We start from the raw sequence: 19,622 nt of genomic DNA, 5'->3' as shown, positions 1-19,622 counted from the left end.
TTCAATCTTAACCCTCGTTACGCTTTGTGCTTCGGCTGCTAGAACCCTTTAGGCAGAATCAAATGAAAAACATTTTAATAATCGCCCTTCTAATAATTCAGACTTCTTGCGTTATGCAAGTTTTGGGTGAGAAATGGGATTACCGTAAATATCTTACCAAAGAAGAAAAGAACACTTTGAATAATGGGAATACCTTATTTAAAACTCACATTTCCTACAGGCCAAACGGACAAATTTACTGGACTGGACCATTAAAAGTTGAAAAAATTAATAAAGATTACAAATTCACTCATCAAGGAAATTGGAAACAATTTTATGACGATGGGGCGCTACTTGCAACAATTGAATATGATGATAAAGGACTAAATCAAGGAGCAAAAATCTATGAAATGGATGGTCAAATAGCTGTTGTAATCACGGAAAGAAAAGATAGTATACAAAATTCTCCTTATAGGTTTAGATGCATTAAGAATGGCTTCTATAATAATGGTCAGGTAATGCAAATTGAAAAATGGATTATTTTAAATAATAAGTCTTTGAAACATGGTCAATGGTTATATTTTGATGAGGATGGAAGCATTAGCAAGTCAATTAACTATGAAAGAGGCAAAGAAATAAAATAATGCCATTGCCTAACAGGCACAAAAATTAACTTTCAGCTGCGGCTTGGTCATTTTATGTACTAATCGTTAGCTGGTAATAAATCAAGTTTAAAAGTCATATCAGCAATATGCCTTATCAGATTATTTACTGTGTCACTACAATTCTTTTACTCATTTTACTCCAAGTGCAAGGAGCGCTTTAACCAAAACATTACAAAAAAAGGAGCCTTTCAGCTCCTTTCTATTTTTTTATAGTTTTACTACCATTACGCTTCGCCGCGAGCCTTGTCACGAAGGGCGCGGATGTGGTCGTGTGCGTGTTTTACATCTGTGTACTGCTGCTCTACGATCTGCTTCAGGTTACCTGGCAGCTCTTTTTCGCGAGCTTCTTCAAATGCTTTCACAGCGTAATCTTCGCCGCGCTCGCACTCTTCCAGAATACGTTTTCTGTCCTTAGAGCTTATTGCAGATTTAATATCAATCCAGATGCGGTGTACAGTGCCTTCCAGTGAGCTCGACTCATCGTCTGTGTGCCCCATTTTATGAAGCTCGGCCTGAAGCTCCGTGATCATGCTGTCGCGCTGTACGGCGTACTTCATGAATAGCTCTTTCAGGTCTTTGTCTTCCACATCCTGTGCGGCAGTTTTATATCCCTTTGCACCGTCCTTGCAACGTTCTATCAGGTGGTGTACAGTTGAGAATACTTCCTTGTTAATTTCCATAGTTTTAAAGTTTAGTTACTATATGCGGTATTACTCATATTGATAACTAAATGTTACTATGGTACAACTATAGTTTAACTGGCCATTGCCCTGCCAGCCAGGTAGCCAGTAGTCCAAGCAGCCTGGAAGTTGAAACCGCCGGTTATGCCATCTATATCCAGTACTTCGCCGGCAAAGTACAGTCCGGGATGCAAGCGGCTTTCCATTGTTTTCATGTTTACCTGTTGCAGGCCTATGCCGCCGCAGGTAACAAATTCCTCTTTAAAAGTGGTTTTGCCTTTCACATCAACCTGCATCCTGAGAAGTGCTTCCAGCAGCTTATTCGTGTTTTTGCCGGGCAGCTCAGCCCATTTCACGTCCGGGCTGATTTCGGCTAGTGTGGTCAGGGCTTTCCAGAGGCGTTGCGGCAGGCTGAAGAGCGGATTTGTAACAACTACTTTTTTGGGATGAGCCTGTCTATAGTTCTGTAGTTCAGCCCGCAGGCTTTCTTCGTTAAATTCCGGGACCCAGTTTAGGAGGGCAGTAAAACTATAGTTCAGGTCATGAAAAATACGGGCGCCCCAGGCCGATAACTTTAAAACGGCCGGACCACTATAGCCCCAGTGTGTTATAAGCAACGGGCCTTCGTATTCCAGTTTCTGGCCGGCAATGCGCACCTTTGCGTGTGGCACCGATACGCCCATCAGTTCTTTTAAAGGATTGCCCGGAACGTTAAACGTAAACAGCGAAGGCACCGGCTCCAGGATCGGGTGGCCCAGTTCGCGCAGCCAATCGTAGCCGCTGGCCTTAGGGTTACCGCCCGTGCACACCAGCACCCTGTCAGCCTGTAGCTGATTGCCATTAATCAGGTAAACTATAAAGTGAGCTATAGTTTGTGTAGGAGGAGCGATGCGGGTAACACCAACACCGGTTTTTATAGTTACGCCTGCTTTGCGGGCCTGCTGTAACAAACAATCAGCTATAGTTTGTGAACTGTCGGTGACCGGAAACATGCGGCCATCGGCTTCGGTTTTAAGTTTTACGCCGCGCTGCTCAAACCAGGTAACTGTTTCCTGGGAGCCAAAGCTTTTAAAGGCCTCCTTCAGCTGTTTGGCACCACGCGGGTAATGCTGTGAGAGCGGCCCTGGTGCAAAACAATGATGCGTTACATTGCAGCGTCCGCCACCCGATACCAGTACTTTTGACAGCAGTTTGGTTGTTTTTTCCAACAAAACCACTTCGGCATCTGGGTTGGCTTCAGCACATGTTATCGCCCCGAAAAAGCCGGCCGCACCACCGCCTATTACTGCAATTTTCATCTAGAATGGTTAAATTGTTAAATGGCTGAATTGTTGAGTTAAATGTTTGAGTTGTAAATACACCAACAATTTAACAATGCAACCATTTAACCATTTAAACACAAAGATACTAAAAGAACAGCATTGGGTCGGGGTGCTTGAATACGTAGGATAGTTCGTCCTTCAGTTTCTGGTTGCTGATGATCTTGAAGTGCGTTTCTTCCATTTCTTTGAATGTGGGAGGCTGCAGGCCCAGGGCAATTGCTGCGGCAGGGTAGAAGTCCTTTCGCATCGGGTGCTCATCGGAGCAGGCATTGTAAATGGTGCCCCATTTTTCCTGTTCCAGTATACGGTTCAGTATCGTGATGCAATCGTTGCGGTGGATCAGGTTTACAGGCGCATCGCCGTTGGGCACATCCTGCTTGCCTGCCATAAAACGGCCGGGGCTGCGGTCTTCGCCTACCAGTCCGGCAAAGCGAACTATAGTTGTAAGCCACTCCTCGCGCTCCATAAACATACGCTCTGCCTGCAGCAAACTATAGCCCGGATCTGTATCTTTTGTCAGCTGATCGTCTTCTTCAGTCACAATTTTGTTCAGATCGTTATACACTGATGTAGAGGAGGCAAACAAGACTTTGCGCACCGGCGTATCGAGCATCGCCTTTCGTAGCCTTTGCAGCTGATTCAGGTAAGAGCTGCCGCCATCGGAGCGCAGACGGGGCGGAATATTGATCAGCAGGACATCGGTTTCCAGGAAGTCGGAGAGGGTAGCTTCATCCAGCTCGTCGGACTGCAGATCTATAAGGTAAGGTTTTATGCCCTTTTGTGCCAGTAACCCCAGTTTTTGGGGAGAGGTGGTAGAGCCATTAACTTTCTTCCCCATACTCACCAATACTTCTGCTACCGGCAAACCCAGCCACCCGCAGCCTATGATGCTAATATTCGCTTTTTCGTGCATGTTTGATCATTTACAACCATAACAATATTACCGGCCTTCTGTTACTTTATCCGGCAGGCAAAGTTACACGCAAATGCACTACGATGTTCTTTTAATTGGTTCTGGTTTCGGTTCGCTTACTGCTGCCGCTCTGTTAAGTAAGCGTGGGCTAAAAGTTGGCGTGCTGGAGCAGGCGAAATACCCTGGCGGAAGTGCCACATCCTATAAACGCAAAGGCTATTGGTTCGAGACTGGTGCCACCACGCTGGTAGGTTTAGATGAGCATATGCCGCTGCGTTATCTTTTGGAAGAAACAGGAATACAACTGCCTGGTTTGCGAAAACTGGAGGTGCCTATGCAGGTGTATTTGCCAAACGGAACTATAGTTACGCGCTACCAGCACCTGGAGCAGTGGATTGCGGAAGCAGAGCGGATATTTGGCAAGCAAAGCCAGCGGGAGTTCTGGGACTATTGCTATCGAATCAGTAAGCAAGTATGGCAGGTGTCGTTGCAGCAGCGTAGTTTTCCTTTTTCTACAGCCAGCGATCTGTTACAGGCAGCACGGGCATTCCGGCCGGGACAGTTAATGCTTATTCCGGGTGCTTTTAAAACGATGGAAGACCTGTTGCGCCACTATAACCTGCACGATAATAAACTATTTATAGATTTTGTGAACGAGCAGCTGCTGATAACGGCGCAAAGCTACATGCAGGAGGTAAACGTGTTGTTTGGAGCAACCGCGCTCTGCTATACCCTGTACAGCAATTACTACCTGGATGGTGGACTGATAAACTTGGTGCAGCCAGTGATAGATTACTGCAAAAATAATGGCGCAACCATACACTATGGCCAGGAAGTGACAGGCATCTTACCTTCTGCCGATGGCTATGAAGTAACTACCAGTAAGGGCAGCTATAGTTGCCGGTTTATAGTTAGCGGCATACCACTGAACAATACGATTGCGCTTTACAAAGATGAAAAGCTCCACAACCGCCTGCAGAAATACATTTTCCCATCAGAGCAGTTAAACGGAGCGTTTACCATGAGCCTGGTCCTGAAAAAGCAAGCCCGCAACATATTGCACCACCAATTGCACCTGCCTGATGGCCTGCCCGTGATCAACAGCAAGAGCATCTTTATAAGCTTTAGCCATGATGCTGATAATAGCAGGGCACCGGAAGGAGAACAAGTAGCTAGCATCAGCACTCATATACCAGATCCTGCAGGTACTTATATTCATCAAAAGGAAAAAATAGAGCAGGCTATAGTTGCTGCCCTTGCTGAAGCGGACCTGGTACTTCCGCAGCAGATAATCAGTTGTCAATCTGCTACCCCGGGGGCCTGGCAGTTCTGGACCAAACGGGCATATGGGGCTGTGGGAGGTTACCCGCAGTACCGGCACATTAAACCCTGGCAAATGAAGGACGCCCGCCTGGACCACAAAGGCGCTTACCTGTGCGGCGACACCGTGTACCCAGGCCAGGGTATTGTTGGCGTCTGCCTGAGTGGTATCATTGCTGCAGAAAAGCTTATCCGGGATCAAAGGCTGTAACCTGATGTTATTTTAATATCTGGCTAAAGTTATAGTTTCATGCTGCTTTAAGGAATCAGAAGCTTACCTGTAAATTAAGTGTTGCACCATCGGTATGGAAACTCTAGTTTAATGTTATAACAGTGTTTTGCCTTGGTTATCAATTAACTAAAGTTTGTGGTGTTTAAAATGTAGACTATGGTATAAAAGAATGAATATCTTTCTATATACTAAAAATTTGATATTGGGTATAGCTTTATTTTATACAATTATCTTCAATTTTATAAGATTAATCAACCCTATATTAAACTACATGAAAAAATCTTTACACCGTTTACTGTATCTGGCGTTTGCAGGCCTGATGCTGGTGTCCTGTTCGAAGGACGAGATGCAACCCGAAGCCGGTTTGAAAGAACTGGAAGCTGTTTCCAGAGTAGCCAACGCCACAGCTACCAAAGATGGTAACCTGGCCATGGGCAACCCAAGCGGAGCCGGCACCAGCTACTCTAATTACCTGATCAACAAGGCACAGTACTCCATGTCCTACAACAGCTACCGGGGCACACCCAACTGGGTAAGCTGGCATCTAAGCGCTGCATGGCTGGGCAGCACCCCGCGGCAGGACGACTTTAGAGCAGACAACTCATTACCAACCGCTTTTTACCGCGTAACGCCCGCTGACTACACCGGCAGTGGTTTCGACCGTGGTCACAACACGCCATCAGCAGACCGTACGCTTACTGTAACTGATAATTCGGCTACCTTCCTGATGAGCAACATGATTCCGCAGGCGCCAACCAACAACCAGCAGACATGGGCTAACCTGGAGAACTATTGCCGTACGCTAGTAAACCAGGGCAACGAGCTGTACATTATCATGGGCCAGTACGGCATAGGTGGTACCGGCAGCGCAGGTTACAAAGAGACCCTGGCAGGTGGTAAACTAACGGTGCCAAACCGCATCTGGAAAGTGATCGTGGTATTGCCGGTTGGTACCGGCGATGTATCGAGAGTTACTTCCAGCACGCGCGTTATTGCCATTGATACACCAAACTCAACCTCTATCAGCAGCAGCTGGGGTACTTACCGCACTACCGTTGATGCCATCGAAGCGAAGACAGGTTACAATCTGCTTTCCAATGTGTCGAGCTCAGTACAAAGCGTTATAGAAGCCCGAGTGGATAACGGCCCGACCCAATAAACTATAACCTAAACCAGTTACAAGTAAAACAGCCCGGGTTATCCGGGCTGTTTTTATTTCAGGTTTCTACTACTACCGTGCGCAGACCGGCAATGTCGCCGTTGGGGAGCTGGCCCAGCAGGTAGGCCGTGATGCTTATTTCGTCGGCTTTGTAGACCTGCACATGTTGTAACAGGGCCTGCAACCTCTCCTGCAATTTTTTGTACCGTTCCGCTTCCTGTTTGCGGTCTTCGCCGTCTTCAGGGTACAGGCGAACCATGTTTCGGAAAAAGTGATCGAGCGGCTCCGTTTTTATCTCACTTCCGTTCGACTTTCCGGTCAGCTTGGCTACGGTGTCGGCGTTCAGGGGTAGGCCCTGCGTGTTTTCGAAGTAGTAGAACTCAAACGGGCTGTCTGTTTCGCTTCGCATCAGCAGGCCGTCGTATAGCGGCTTTAGCTCGTTCTGTAGTTGTTCCTGGTTCATAAGCAGGTTAAGGTTTAATTTGTCGTAACTATAAGCATTTGCCGTGATGGTTGCTTATATTTAGCAAACATCTACGTAGCAGCTAGTATACGAAGCTAATCTCACTTTAAACAAATAAAAGTATGAAGGCAGAACCAATGCTGAAAGAAGGTGCCCTGCAGGGCAAAACAATTATAGTTACAGGCGGTGGCACCGGGTTGGGTCGCTCCATGGTAAAATATTTTCTGGAGCTGGGCGCGAACATCGTGATCTGCAGCCGGAAGCTGGATGTGCTGGAGAAAACGGCGCAGGAATTGATGCAGGAAACCGGCGGTCAGGTACTCCCTATAGCCTGCGACGTGCGCAAATACAACGAGATAGAAGCCATGCTGCAGGCCACGCTGGAAAAGTTTGGCCGAGTAGATGTGCTGGTAAATAATGCAGCCGGTAACTTTGTGAGCCCAACAGAGCGCCTGAGCCATAAAGCATTTGATGTGATTACCGATATTGTATTGAAAGGAAGCTATAACTGTACGCTTGCGTTAGGCAAACACTGGATAGAGCAGAAGCAGCAGGCCACTATACTAAACATTGTAACTACCTATGCCTGGACCGGCTCTGGTTATGTGGTTCCTTCGGCCTGCGCTAAGGCTGGTGTACTGGCCATGACGCGCTCACTGGCATCGGAATGGGCAAAATATGGTATCCGGTCAAATGCCATTGCACCGGGGCCATTCCCGACAGAAGGTGCCTGGACACGCCTTTTCCCGAAACAACTGGCCGATAAACTGGACCCTGTAAAGCGTATCCCGGTAGGGCGATTTGGCGAGCACCAGGAACTGGCAAACCTGGCCGCTTACCTTGTATCGGATTACGCTTCGTTTGTGAACGGCGAAGTGGTAACTATAGATGGTGGCGAATGGCTGTACGGCGCCGGCGAGTTTAATGCTTTTGATATGATTCCGCAGGAAATGTGGGATGCCATGGAAAAGCAGATGCGCGGCAAAGGCCAGTAAGTAAACCATAACATAAAAGCAGTGGCTCCAAACCACTGCTTTTTTTGTTGCTGTCAAACTATAGCTATACTGTTTTAGTGTTCTGGTTAATGTCTTGAACAAGGTTCCTAACTTAATTTCACGCTTGCTGAGCAACTCCGGTATTAGCCCGTATCTTTGCAGTATATTTTAAACTATAGTTCAGGAGCATGACTTTTTTGTCGTTTGGTTTATCACAGGGGTTAGTAAAAGGTACGGAAGCAGCCGGGTTTACCACTCCGTTTCCTATTCAGGAGCAGGCTATTCCTGCTGTTCTGAAAGGTCAGGATGTGCTGGGTATTGCCCAGACCGGCTCCGGGAAAACGGCTGCATTTGCGTTGCCTGTTCTGGAGTTACTGCTCCGTAAAACCACAAGTCGTAACCGGTATGTGGCTGCACTGGTGCTGGTACCCACACGTGAGCTGGCCGTGCAGGTAGAAGAGACATTTCGTGCCCTCAGCGCTTATCTGCCACAGAAGCTAAAGACAATGGCCGTTTATGGCGGGGTATCCATAAACCCGCAAATGATGAAACTGAGCGGAACGGATGTACTTATTGCGACGCCTGGCAGGTTGCTTGATCTGGTAAACCATAATGCGGTAAAACTTTCGGAAGTTAAAATACTGGTGCTGGACGAGGCCGATAAGATGCTGAACCTGGGCTTTAAAGAAGAGATGGACCAGTTGTTTGCCCTGCTGCCCAAAAAGCGCCAGAATCTGTTGTTCTCAGCAACGCTTGGCGGCGATGTGGCAACTATAGTTGAAACGCAGCTGCACAATCCTGTAACCATACAGGTAGAAGCACAGGAAACCGTACCTGAAATGATTGAACAGGTGGCGTACCTGATTAGTCCGGAGAAGAAAGGTCCCTTTTTACGTTACCTGATAAAGCAGGAGAACATGCAGCAGGTGCTGGTTTTTGCATCGTCCATCCGGACGGCAGATAATATAGTAGGTAAGCTAAAGAAAAACGGAATAGAAGCTGCTGCTTTGCACGGAGACAAAAGCCAGGGCGCGCGTACCGAAGCCCTGAAACAATTTAAGGCCGGTAAACTGCGGGTTCTGGTAGCTACTGACCTGGCTTCGCGAGGCATCGATATACAGTTTTTGCCCTACGTTATAAACTATGAATTGCCACGCTCGCCGAAAGATTACATACACCGCATAGGCCGTACGGGCAGGGCAGAGGCTTCAGGCAAAGCTATCTCGCTTATAACACCCGAAGACCAGCATCACTTTAGAATTATCCAGAAGAAAATGGGCAGACAGGTAACTATAGTTCCGGCCGATGAGGTTGAACTAAAGGGAATGTAACTTACCAGGCTATTGCTCTATATTGATATACAAAAAAGCCCCACCTAAACTATAGGCGGGGCTTTTTTGTAACTATAAACTATAGTTTAGTTTACTTCTGCTGCTTCTTTTTCCTTCTTTTTGGCAGCTTTCTTGGCTGCTTTTTCAGCTTTGCGCTGCTCTTTTTTAGAAAGATTGGTAGCACCTGCTTTGCTGCGGCTATCTACCTGCGGAAGGCCAGATGTATCGTCTGTCACCAGTGTCATTTCCTGCACCAGGTGGCCGGCGCCGGCAAATTTATCAACTATAAACAGCATGTAACGGGCATCAACAGCAATGTTACGCACCTGATCCGGGTTATATGCGATGTCGCTCATAGTGCCTTCCCAGTTACGGTCGAAGTTAATACCGATCAGCTGACCATTGGCATTGATAACCGGCGAGCCTGAGTTACCACCCGTTGTATGGTTAGATGAAACAAAGCCTACCGGCATTTTGCCATTTACTCCGTAGCGTCCGTAATCCTTGTTTCTGTACAGCTCACGCAGTTTTTCAGGAATCACATAATCCTCTACTTCCGTCATGGCGGCTTTTTCCATTACACCTTCCAGGGTTGTAAAGTAGTCGTAAGAAACACCATCTACAGGTTTGTAAGGTTCTACTTTGCCATAAGCCACACGAAGCGTAGAGTTAGCATCCGGGTAGAACTTTTTGTCCTGTTGCATGGCACGCAGACCGTTCATGTACGATCTGTACAGCAGGTTCAGGTTATCGTTTACTGCATTATAAGTTGGCAGCACCTGCGTACGGTAATGCGTATCAATTGCGTTGGCAAGCACAAAGGCAGGATCTTTTTTCAGCGCATCTGTTTTACCTGCTTTTACATCGGCCAGCATCTTTTTAACACCTGCTTCAGATGCAAGGTTAGTTTTGCTGTAGATGTCGCTTGCCAGTTTCGTGAAATCGCCTTTGTTTTTATCGCCGGCAGTTTTTACCGCTTCCGGAAGCAGCTTTTTGTCCAGGTCGTTATAGTATAAGCCCATTAAAGCAACAAACACTTTCTGGTCGGTAGGGGCGTTGTAGTTTTTAAAGTAAACCGCAGCAGCACGCTCCAACTTGTCAGCCTCGGCATTTATCTCATTCTGCGATGCTTTGCTGTCGATCAGTTGCTGTAGTTTGGCAAAACCGGTTGCATAACGGATCAGCTCCACGCCGTTCGCCGCTTCCATAATATAATCGCGGGAAATGGTGATGCCATCCAGCGCTTTGTAGTTCTTTCCGAACTCTGCCATTAAGTTGCCATACTGCTGCTTACGTGCTGCATCGGCATTAACCCAGGTTATAAACTGGCGCTCCAGTTCTTTTTTCTTCTGTATGGTATTGGCTTTGCGCAGACCACGGTTCTCGCCCTGCCATTTTTTCCAGGCGTTGGCTATGCTGGCGTGTTTGGCTGCATACTGTATACGCACCGCATCCGAAGCTTTCATGTCCTCATCCAGCACGTTCAGCTTTGTAGTGCGAATTTTGATCTTCGCCGGGTTCGATACATTGTAGATTTCCTCGATGGCGTGTGAGGTCAGGTACTCGTTAGTACGGCCCGGGAAACCAAACACCATCGTAAAGTCATTCTCCTTTACACCGCTCAATGAGATTGGCAGGTGATGCTTCGGCTTATAAGGCTTGTTGTTAGGAGAGTACTCTGCCGGCTCGTTGTTAGGGCCGGCGTAAATACGGAATAAGGCAAAGTCTCCGGTATGGCGTGGCCACATCCAGTTATCTGTATCGCCACCAAACTTACCAATTGCTGATGGCGGTGCACCTACCAGGCGGATGTCCTTGAAGGTTTCGGTAACATACATGTAATACTCGTTGCCATAGAAAAACGGACGGATTACGGCGTCGTAATGCGAGCCGGCAGTAGTTTCCTGGCGTACTTTGGCAATATTTTTCTGGATGATGGCTTCGCGCTGAGCTTCGGTTTTAGCGTTCTCAGTTCCGGCTAAAATCTGCTTGGTCACATCTTCCATGCGCACGATAAAAGTGGCAGTCAGGCCCGGGTTAGGCAATTCCTGGCTTTTATCCATGGCCCAGAAGCCTTTGGTCAGGTAATCGTTTTCTACGGAGCTGTGCTGCTGTATCTGCCCGTAACCGCAGTGGTGGTTGGTCAGCAACAAGCCTTCCGGAGATATCATTTCGCCGGTACAGAACCCGCCAAAAGACACGATGGCATCTTTTAAGCTGGACTGGTTTACACTATAAATGTCGTCGGCAGTGAGCTTCATGCCCTTTTTCTGCATGTCAGACTCGTTTAGCTGTTTAAGGAGCATAGGCAGCCACATGCCTTCGTCGGGGCGGGCAGAGCTGATTCCGATACTCAGCATAGCAGCTGCTATAAAAGCATAAATGCGTTTACTGATCATGGATGAAAGTATAGTTGTTAAAATTTGACTGGCTGAAATTACTCTAAAATGCCTAAGGATGCAAAAGAGTTAGAGAGTTGAGGAGTTTGTGAGTTAGTGAGTTTGGGAGTTTGGGAGGGAGCATTGTCTGAATCAAGATTTACAGGATTTAAGGATTTTCATGATTAACAGCTATTGTTTATCCTTTTGCTGGCGCGGGTTTGTAACCCGTGTCTAACTATAGTGTTGAATCTCTTGACTCAACTGGCCCGGCAGGGACAGGTAAAAATAAAGTCGCTGGCTCTATTTCTATAGTTAGCAATTAACCCACCCTGCCCCTCCCAAGAGGGGAATCCTGCCTTTGCTATAGTTTTTTTAGAGTTCTATAGTTCCAGACCATGAACAGGCAGGCACAGCCTGCCCTTTGTAACTATAACTACGAAAAAGCCACAGAGCTATAGCTGTTAAGCTAAACTATAGTTTAGCTATCGAATTGATTTCAGTCTTTGGGTTGAGCGCCTCGAGAGGTTCCGGTGCCGTCAGGCATGGCGAGGCACGAGCCAAGTAAGCGAAAGCAGCGCGAAACGCAAAGACGAGGCCTCGCGGCCATGAGCCCACCAAAGCAACTATAAAGCAGTAGGTTGGTAGAGCTCCCAGGATAAACGGGAACTATGAAAGAAACTGCTTGTGTCGAGTTGTAACTATAGTCAACTATAGGGCAAATAAGATCCTTCACAGCTACGCTGGCTCTCTTCGACTCGCGTCTCAAGAATGCTCAGAATGACAAAACAGAACTATAGTTTGCGATAGATTTCTCATTGCATTCTTCGCTATGACAAAATACCTGTTACAAAACCCCCATATTCGGCTGTGGACTTCGATGCATCTCCCATTCTCTGAAATTCGTGATCTCTTTCTGAAAAGCATTTACAAACCAAGCCATCAAACTGATATCATCCAGTAAACCCAGCACCGGTATAAAATCCGGGATAACATCGATAGGTGTTACAAGATAAAGCAACACTCCTATACCAAGGAGAAGCGACCTGTTGGAAACCGAGCGGTAACTGCCGTTAGCATAAGCTTTAACCAGTCGTATAAACGTTTGCATCACGTCCTTTATCTGTGCAAAGCCGCTTTGTGTGCTGTTTGTATCTATCAGTTTATCGTAAGCAGAGGTAAGTAAGATGGCTAGTTTGGCTGGCCTGGCTAGTACTCCACCGGCCTTACCTACAAACTTCCGGAAGATGGCGTGTTGCGATAATCGAAGGCCTTTTTGTATTAAATCCTGTAACATAGTGTCAGAGTTATACTTGTAAATGCTATACCTTACGAATAATATGTTGTTTTAGCTGTTTAAATGCACTTTTAAAACACTTTTACCGATACTAAAATATTACCTCGCTGCCTATTGTTTTGCACCTCTTACTTGCCTTAAATTAGAGATAAATATCGGCTTATTGTATTAAGATAAAACCGTTTCTTTTTCTGCTAATTTTATGAAGCTTCTGCTCAAGATCTGTGCTGTATTGCTGGCCATACTGGCTGTTGGTGTGATCGGGGTCTCATACAAACTGCCCCGTGAAGCGGTAGTAAAGCAAAGTATTGTTATTAATGCTGCTCCTGAGAAAATATTTCCACTGCTGAATAACCCTACAGAATGGAAACGCTGGAGCGCATGGAACACTACCTACGACCCGACGCTGATCTATATGTATGGTGGACCATTGAGCGGGGAAGGGGCAAGGCAAAGCTGGAGTGGCGATAAAACAGGTACCTGGCAAATGGTTTTTACAACCAGCACAGCCCCCGACAGCCTGAGCTATGACCTCAAGCAGCAGGGACAAACTATAGTTACCAAAGGCGCTTTTACCCTACAAAAATATGAAAACGGCACAACGCTGGTTACCTGGCTACAGAAAACACCGCTGGAAGACAATATACTGGCGCTTTACAAAGGCGTGTGGTTTAATTATAAGACGCAGAACGAAGTGCAACAAGGCTTAAGTAACCTGAACGCGCTTATTACCGATACAAAACATAACACCGCTAAGAAATAGAACTATGGCACTCATCATTGAAAGACCGCAACAAACTGAATATCCGGAGTATTACCATACTTATATGCGGCAATTACCGGAACAGGGAGATCTTTTTTACCTGCTTGAACAGCAGGCGCTGGATCTGCGCTCTATGCTATTGCCCGTAACGGAGGAGCAGGCCCAGGTAGGGTATGCCGAAGGTAAATGGTCAATAAAAGAGCTTTTACAGCACATGATAGACTCTGAGCGGATATTTGCATACAGAGCTTTATGCATTGCGCGCGGCGAAGAGGCTCCACTACCGGGTTTCGATGAGAATACTTATGCTTATAACTCGATGGCAAACATTCGCTTGCTGAGGGATATGCTGGAGGAATATGAACTGGTGCGGAAATCAAACATCTACCTGTTTCGAAGTTTCACTGCTGATATGTTGAGTTATACCGGTAATGCAAATGGAAAGCCAATAACCGTACGTGCGCTCATACACATTGTAGCTGCTCACGAACGTCACCATATGGGCATTCTGAAAGAACGTTACCTGAAGCTGAAGGCTTAAATATGCTGGGACCACAAACTATAAAGCCGCTGTCAAAATTCAACAGCGGCTTTATAGTTTATAAAAGATAATTTCAGATTTCTGAATGCAATAGAGTATAAGCTAAATTCAAGTAGGATTGAGAGTCTACATCTCCCAAACTCCAAAACTCTCTAACTCCAAAACTATAGCAGTTCATTTGCCAGGTTGGCGAGCTCAGATCTTTCTCCTTTTAGTAATGTGATGTGCGCGTAAAGTGGGTGGTTCTTAGCACGATCTATCAGGTAAGATAAACCATTACTTTGAGAGTCGAGGTATGGCGTGTCGATCTGGTAGATATCTCCGGTAAAGATGATCTTGGTGTTTTCGCCGGCCCGTGAAATGATCGTTTTCACTTCGTGCGGAGTCAGGTTCTGTGCTTCGTCAACTATAAAAATAATATTCGAAAGGCTTCTGCCGCGAATGTAAGCCAGCGGTGTGATCATCAGTTTTTCCTGCTCCACCATGTCCTTTATTTTCTGATACTCCTTACTGGTCTCCGGGTATTGGTTCTGAATGTACTTCAGGTTATCCCAAAGCGGCTCCATATACGGGTTCAATTTCGACTTAATATCGCCGGGCAGATAACCGATGTCTTTATTACTGAGCGGAACAATTGGCCTTGCCAGGTAGATCTGTTTATAGTTGCGACGCTGCTCCAAAGCACTCGCCAGTGCCAGTAAGGTTTTACCAGTGCCAGCCACGCCCTGCACCGATACCAGTTTTATGTTCGGGTTCAGCAAGGCATGCAGGGCAAAAGCCTGTTCGGCATTGCGTGGCTTAACTCCGAAAGCGTTATGTTTATCAACGCGCTCCAGTACTTTATCAGCTGAATTATAGAACGATAAAACGGAGTTCTTAAAGCTTTTCAGTATGAAGAAGTGATTGTCCAGCGGGGGAGTAGGCAATATATTATCTGCCTCACAGACTCCTTTTTCATACAGTTCATTTATCAAATTGGCCGGTACATCTTCCAAAGTGTCGCTTCCGGTATAAAGACCAGCTACGTCCTGTATCTTTCCGGTTTCATAATCTTCCGAGATCAGGTTCAGGGCACGGGCTTTCAGGCGCAGGTTAATGTCTTTTGTTACCAGCACCACCTTGCGGTCCGGCTGTTCCTGTTGTATCTGGATGGCAGAATTCAGGATATGATGGTCGTTCTTATCCCCGAATACTTTAACAGCATCCAGGCTCACGCTCTGGTTCATCACTACCCTGAAACTGCCTTTGGTCTTGCCGTTCAATGGAATCCATTCCTGCAGTTTGTGCTCAGCTGACAGTTTATCGATAAAGCGGATAAACTCACGGGCCTCAAAGTTCTTGATATCGTTGCCTTTCTTGAAGTTATCAAGCTCTTCAAGCACAGTTATGGGTATGGCTACATCATGCTCCTGAAAGTTCTGGATGGCACTATGATCGTAGAGTATAACCGATGTATCGAGCACAAATACCTTACGCTCCGTGGCGCTTAGTGTTTTGCTACTGGCTTTTGGTGCACGTACGTGGCTGGTTTTAGAAGCAGGAGCGGTTTTAGCTGATTTCTCTTTTGCTGTTGATGCGTTTGCTTTTGGCATAAAAACTTGGTTAAGGGTGGAAACCAATTCTGCCTGTATTAGTGGCAGTATGCATAAGTTCAGGTTTAGAAATGGGAGGCGAACTTATAGTTTAGTGTACGTGAAAGCATGGCTGGCGGGGGTGTTTTTATAGGCTTTTTGCTATAGTTTGAAACTATAGTTTATGAAGTGTTACAGCACACATTTGCAGGTGCTTCAGAATGAAGAAGTTATTTATAACTAAATTCTTAGTTATACAGTAAAATAATTGTAATTTGTTCCGGCATCCTGTCACCTTAACCACTATATCTATGAACCGAATCTTATTTTTATCGCTATTTCTTGCAACGCTGCCCATGGCAGTTCAGGCGCAGATCGAGTCTATTACAGACTCTTCCAAACCAGTTAGAATTAAAAAGTGGTACCAGCCTTTCCGGACAAATGCTTTTGACAAGGAAGGTAATTATCATGGGCGCTGGAAAATCTATATCAACAACGACCAAGATCTGATCCGGAACGGGCGTTTCAGGCATGGCAAAGAAGCTGGTAAATGGCGTTACTATTACCCTGAGGGTGGTTTATACATGGTTGAGAAGTACAAGCGAGGCTCAGACAACATCCAGGTAAGGAAATACCATCAGAACGGGAAACTGGCTAAAGTAGGCACTGCCAAAATGATCAGCAATTCTGAAATGGCGCACTATTATTGGGAAGGAGAATGGCAGGTGTACGACGAGCAAGGCAACTATAGCCATACCGAAACCTACCTGAAAGGAAACCTGCTTGGCCGGAAAGATTAACCTGCAGTTCTAGCTAAGAGTATAGTAGTCTTCCTTTTCCTTGTCGTGCAGGCGCAGGTAGCCGTGTATTACCAGTTTAACCAGTATGCGGTATGCCCGGCGCTCTGACAGGTTAGCGGCCTTCATGTACTGTTTAAGGGTGATGCGCGGTTGCTTTTGCAGCATCTCCAGGGCTGCATTCTCGTGGCGGTCCAGTTGTAAGCTCTCGAACTGCGGTGCTTCGTGTTCCAGCACTTTGTTTACCATTTTACTGGTTTGCACGCTGGTGTCTTTTACACGCACATAACCGCGCCATTCGTCTTCTTTTATTTTGGCAAAATGCGGTTTGGTGGAGCTCTCAGCTATAGTTACCTTCAGCACAATGCGCCTTTCGGCTTCCAGTTCTTCAAAAGTCAGTGTTACCGGTGGGTTGCAGTAAAAATCTGCAGCCAATTGCAGCGTGTGCTTCTCTTCTTCGGGGTCTATACCCGTAACGGTGCCGTTGTCTTTTACACCGATCAGGATGGTGCCGCCGCGCGTGTTGGCAAACGATACCATGGTTCGGGCAATTTTCTCGGGCTGTGTTACGCGTTGCTTAAAATCTACCTGGTCGTTTTCGCCCTGCCAGATCAGGCGCTGGAGTTCGTCCATAGTTTCAACAAGAGTTAAAGGGCAGATGGGCAAAGTGTACTATACTTTACGCGAAAGGTTTGCCTTGGTAGCCATAAAAAAAGCGGACTTTAAGGCCCGCTTTTCTGTTTATATTACTTCTGCGCTTAGAAAGGCAGGTCATTATCAGCATCAGATGAATAGAACGTAGGAGCCTGAGCCGGAGCGGCTGCAGGGGCGTTACCAAAATTACCGCCGGCGTTTGCTGGTTCCAGTCTCCAGGCCTGCAGGTTGGTAAAGTAAAGCGTCTCACCGTTTTTCACGAAAGGCTTACCCGACAAGTTGAATGTAACTTTTACTTCCTGGCCTTTCTGGAACTGGTCTAGCAGGTTGCACTTGTCCTGAGTCAACTGGAACTTAGCGTACTGAGTATAAGAGCCATCCGGAATTTCAAGCACGAACTCGCGCTTTCTGAATTTATCACTTACCTGGTTTTCCGCGAAGATCTCGTGCAGTTTTCCTTGGATATCAAACGACATAATTTCTGTATTTTTATTAAATTAACTTAATTACAAAGATACGAAATTAGGGCATATCAAATGTGTTTTTATGCAGAACAAATGCACTTTTTTTGCAAACTGCAGCCACTCCCTGACCGTGCCCGTAAAGAACATTAAATTAATTACTATTACTTATACATGGCTCATTTTTCGATTGCAATACATGGTGGTGCCGGTACCATTACCCCGGCATCTATGACACCCGAACTGGAAGTAAAGTATAAAACTGCGCTGCGCGAAGCACTGGAAGTAGGGGCTGCCATACTAGCGCAGGGCGGATCTGCCCTGGATGCCGTGCAACACACGGTAGTTGCTCTGGAAGACACACCATTGTTTAATGCCGGAAGAGGATCTGTTTTTACCAAGCATGGCAAGCACGAAATGGATGCCGCTATTATGTGCGGAAAAACACTGCAGGCTGGTGCAGTTGCAGGTGTTTATAGTATCAAAAACCCCGTGAACCTCGCACGCGCCATTATCGAGAACTCAGACCATGTGTTTATGAGTGGCTATGGAGCCGAAGAGTTTGCCCGCAGGCAGAATATAGCTTTTGCCCCGGAAGAGTATTTTTTTGACGCTTTGCGCTACAAACAGTGGGGCGAGGTACGTGACTCAGATGTATTTATGCTGGACCATACTGCAGGAGATGAAAAATTTGGTACAGTAGGGGCGGTGGCCATGGACCTGCAGGGAAACCTTGCATCTGCAACCTCTACGGGCGGCATGACCAACAAGAACTATAACCGAATAGGTGACACGCCAGTGATAGGAGCGGGTACTTATGCAAACAACCATACCTGTGCTGTATCGTGCACGGGCCACGGCGAATATTTTTTAAGGGCGGTGGTTGCTTATGATGTTTCCTGCTTAATGGAATACAAGGGCCTGAGTCTGCAGGATGCCTGCGACACAGTAGTAAAAAAGAAGCTGGTACAACTCGGTGGCGAAGGTGGCCTTATAGCTGTAGACAACGAAGGCAACATTGCCATGCCCTTTAACTCAGAGGGTATGTACCGGGGCTGCATGAACAGCAGGTCGGAACCTTATATTGCTATTTACAAGGACAAGATGCCTGATAGTATGAGCAGCAAACTACAGCAGAAAGTTTAACGCTGCGTAACCTGCATCATCATTTGTTTCTGGGTTGCTTCGTCTTTAAAGAACTCTCTGGTGTCCATGTTGTAAACATTGCCTTTGGCAAGTACATGCATCATTACGTTTTCAATAGAGATGGGGCGTCCTACCGGTACATCGTGTACGTTGGTGTAGCCCACGCTATGGCCATCAACTATAACTACTAAGTTCGAGCCTATCGTTTCAATCAGGTCGCCTTCGGTAATCAGTACGCCGGTATCTTCGCCCAGGCCTATGCCTATCGTTTTTGGGTGTGTAACTACAGCTTCTATCAGCCTTCCAAAACGGCCACGCACAACAAAATGCGAGTCGATTATAACACCGTCTATCAAACCTAAGCCATGCGACATTTTTACAGAGCCGCGCAACAACGATTCGGGCGCGCTGCCTCCTTTGATCATGATCTGGGACATGGCCATAGCACCTGCACTGGTGCCGGCAATCACAAACTCCTCTTCCTGGTAACGTCTTTTCATTATATCCAGGAACTCTGTGCCGCCAAATATCTGGGTTAACCGCGACTGGTTGCCTCCACTCATCATAATGCCATCAGCGTTCCGCAGGCGTTCCACATACTCCGGCTTTAGCGCATCTTCTTCATTTTTTATGTGCATCAGCCGAACGTTCTCAGTACCCAGAATACTGAATGCGCTCAGGTAACGCTCGCCAACTTCTTCAGGAATAAGTGATGCAGTAGTAATAACTTCGATCTGAGGCTGCCTGGCCGGTATCTCCTGTAAAAATCTCTTTAAGATGCCCAACTCAAAAAAATCGAGGTAATATTTCTTTTTAGACTTTGGGTTAGGGTAAGTTCCTTTGTCTTCGTTTCCGCCAACTGCTATCAGCTTTCCTTTTGGTTTCTTCACAGGTAAAAGTTTATTCGGTTTATGGTACTTTAAATGACTAATTCTGCAGTCAGCAAGCTTGCCTG

Annotated in this window: 19 protein-coding genes; 9 read left to right on the top strand and 10 right to left on the bottom strand. The window is 46.5% G+C overall.

Features of this window, described 5'->3' with window-relative positions; all coding sequences use genetic code 11:
- Positions 1-62 precede the first annotated feature (62 nt).
- The gene (locus GXP69_RS14665; protein WP_163915826.1) at positions 63-623 is read left to right on the top strand and encodes a toxin-antitoxin system YwqK family antitoxin; all 561 of its coding nucleotides are present in this window, start codon (positions 63-65) and stop codon (positions 621-623) included.
- A 245-nt stretch (positions 624-868) separates the two neighbouring features.
- Here the strand turns inward: GXP69_RS14665 and GXP69_RS14660 are convergent, their stop codons facing one another.
- From GXP69_RS14660 to GXP69_RS14650, 3 genes are all read right to left on the bottom strand, one after another.
- A complete protein-coding gene (locus tag GXP69_RS14660) occupies positions 869-1,324 on the bottom strand; it encodes a ferritin-like domain-containing protein (protein ID WP_163915825.1) in 456 nt (151 codons plus the stop codon).
- A 74-nt stretch (positions 1,325-1,398) separates the two neighbouring features.
- Positions 1,399-2,622: a BaiN/RdsA family NAD(P)/FAD-dependent oxidoreductase gene (locus tag GXP69_RS14655; protein ID WP_163915824.1), complete on the bottom strand. Its 1,224-nt coding sequence runs from the start codon at positions 2,620-2,622 to the stop codon at positions 1,399-1,401.
- A gap of 109 nt (positions 2,623-2,731) precedes the next feature.
- Positions 2,732-3,559, bottom strand: coding sequence for an SDR family oxidoreductase (locus GXP69_RS14650; RefSeq protein WP_163915823.1), 828 nt, complete (start codon positions 3,557-3,559; stop codon positions 2,732-2,734).
- A 73-nt stretch (positions 3,560-3,632) separates the two neighbouring features.
- Here GXP69_RS14650 and GXP69_RS14645 point away from each other — a divergent pair, with 73 nt between their 5' ends.
- Both GXP69_RS14645 and GXP69_RS14640 read left to right on the top strand, forming a co-directional pair.
- Entirely contained in the window at positions 3,633-5,090 is a 1,458-nt protein-coding gene (locus tag GXP69_RS14645; protein ID WP_163915822.1) for a phytoene desaturase family protein, read from the top strand.
- Positions 5,091-5,382: 292 nt separating this feature from the next.
- Positions 5,383-6,270: a DNA/RNA non-specific endonuclease gene (locus tag GXP69_RS14640; protein ID WP_163915821.1), complete on the top strand. Its 888-nt coding sequence runs from the start codon at positions 5,383-5,385 to the stop codon at positions 6,268-6,270.
- 58 nt (positions 6,271-6,328) lie between these two features.
- Here GXP69_RS14640 and GXP69_RS14635 read toward each other — a convergent pair whose 3' ends face one another.
- On the bottom strand, positions 6,329-6,733 hold the full coding sequence (locus GXP69_RS14635) for a nuclease A inhibitor family protein (protein ID WP_163915820.1): 405 nt from the start codon (positions 6,731-6,733) through the stop codon (positions 6,329-6,331).
- Between the two features lie 122 nt (positions 6,734-6,855).
- On the opposite strand from GXP69_RS14635, the gene GXP69_RS14630 reads away from it, so the two are divergent.
- Together GXP69_RS14630 and GXP69_RS14625 are read left to right on the top strand one after the other, a co-directional pair.
- Positions 6,856-7,728: an SDR family oxidoreductase gene (locus GXP69_RS14630; RefSeq protein WP_163915819.1), complete on the top strand. Its 873-nt coding sequence runs from the start codon at positions 6,856-6,858 to the stop codon at positions 7,726-7,728.
- A 188-nt stretch (positions 7,729-7,916) separates the two neighbouring features.
- Entirely contained in the window at positions 7,917-9,059 is a 1,143-nt protein-coding gene (locus GXP69_RS14625; RefSeq protein WP_163915818.1) for a DEAD/DEAH box helicase, read from the top strand.
- Between the two features lie 86 nt (positions 9,060-9,145).
- Here the strand turns inward: GXP69_RS14625 and GXP69_RS14620 are convergent, their stop codons facing one another.
- Together GXP69_RS14620 and GXP69_RS14615 are read right to left on the bottom strand one after the other, a co-directional pair.
- Positions 9,146-11,458, bottom strand: coding sequence for a S46 family peptidase (locus GXP69_RS14620; RefSeq protein WP_163915817.1), 2,313 nt, complete (start codon positions 11,456-11,458; stop codon positions 9,146-9,148).
- An 826-nt stretch (positions 11,459-12,284) separates the two neighbouring features.
- Positions 12,285-12,734, bottom strand: coding sequence for a YkvA family protein (locus tag GXP69_RS14615; protein ID WP_163915816.1), 450 nt, complete (start codon positions 12,732-12,734; stop codon positions 12,285-12,287).
- 202 nt (positions 12,735-12,936) lie between these two features.
- On the opposite strand from GXP69_RS14615, the gene GXP69_RS14610 reads away from it, so the two are divergent.
- Positions 12,937-13,497: an SRPBCC family protein gene (locus GXP69_RS14610; RefSeq protein WP_163915815.1), complete on the top strand. Its 561-nt coding sequence runs from the start codon at positions 12,937-12,939 to the stop codon at positions 13,495-13,497.
- 4 nt (positions 13,498-13,501) lie between these two features.
- Positions 13,502-14,038 carry a DinB family protein gene (locus GXP69_RS14605; RefSeq protein ID WP_163915814.1) on the top strand — a complete coding sequence of 179 codons (537 nt, stop codon included), beginning with the start codon at positions 13,502-13,504 and terminating at the stop codon, positions 14,036-14,038.
- Positions 14,039-14,202: 164 nt separating this feature from the next.
- On the opposite strand, the gene GXP69_RS14600 is transcribed toward GXP69_RS14605, so the two are convergent.
- Entirely contained in the window at positions 14,203-15,630 is a 1,428-nt protein-coding gene (locus GXP69_RS14600) for a PhoH family protein (protein WP_163915813.1), read from the bottom strand.
- Between the two features lie 290 nt (positions 15,631-15,920).
- Here GXP69_RS14600 and GXP69_RS14595 point away from each other — a divergent pair, with 290 nt between their 5' ends.
- Entirely contained in the window at positions 15,921-16,409 is a 489-nt protein-coding gene (locus tag GXP69_RS14595) for a toxin-antitoxin system YwqK family antitoxin (protein ID WP_204282046.1), read from the top strand.
- Between the two features lie 9 nt (positions 16,410-16,418).
- On the opposite strand, the gene GXP69_RS14590 is transcribed toward GXP69_RS14595, so the two are convergent.
- Complete coding sequence (locus tag GXP69_RS14590) at positions 16,419-17,039, bottom strand: AlbA family DNA-binding domain-containing protein (RefSeq protein WP_163915812.1); 621 nt, start codon at positions 17,037-17,039, stop codon at positions 16,419-16,421.
- Positions 17,040-17,164: 125 nt separating this feature from the next.
- Positions 17,165-17,536, bottom strand: coding sequence for a DUF3127 domain-containing protein (locus GXP69_RS14585; protein WP_163915811.1), 372 nt, complete (start codon positions 17,534-17,536; stop codon positions 17,165-17,167).
- A gap of 159 nt (positions 17,537-17,695) precedes the next feature.
- Between GXP69_RS14585 and GXP69_RS14580 the strand changes: the two genes are divergently transcribed.
- Positions 17,696-18,667, top strand: a complete 972-nt coding sequence (locus GXP69_RS14580) for an isoaspartyl peptidase/L-asparaginase family protein (RefSeq protein ID WP_163915810.1) — start codon at positions 17,696-17,698, stop codon at positions 18,665-18,667.
- Here GXP69_RS14580 and GXP69_RS14575 read toward each other — a convergent pair.
- On the bottom strand, positions 18,664-19,557 hold the full coding sequence (locus GXP69_RS14575) for a cyanophycinase (protein WP_163915809.1): 894 nt from the start codon (positions 19,555-19,557) through the stop codon (positions 18,664-18,666). The genes GXP69_RS14580 and GXP69_RS14575 overlap by 4 nt on opposite strands.
- Positions 19,558-19,622: the final 65 nt, after the last annotated feature.

This window comes from Pontibacter burrus (assembly GCF_010686685.1).
Classification (GTDB): domain Bacteria; phylum Bacteroidota; class Bacteroidia; order Cytophagales; family Hymenobacteraceae; genus Pontibacter; species Pontibacter burrus.
This window is presented reverse-complemented; position numbering and strand designations above follow the sequence as displayed.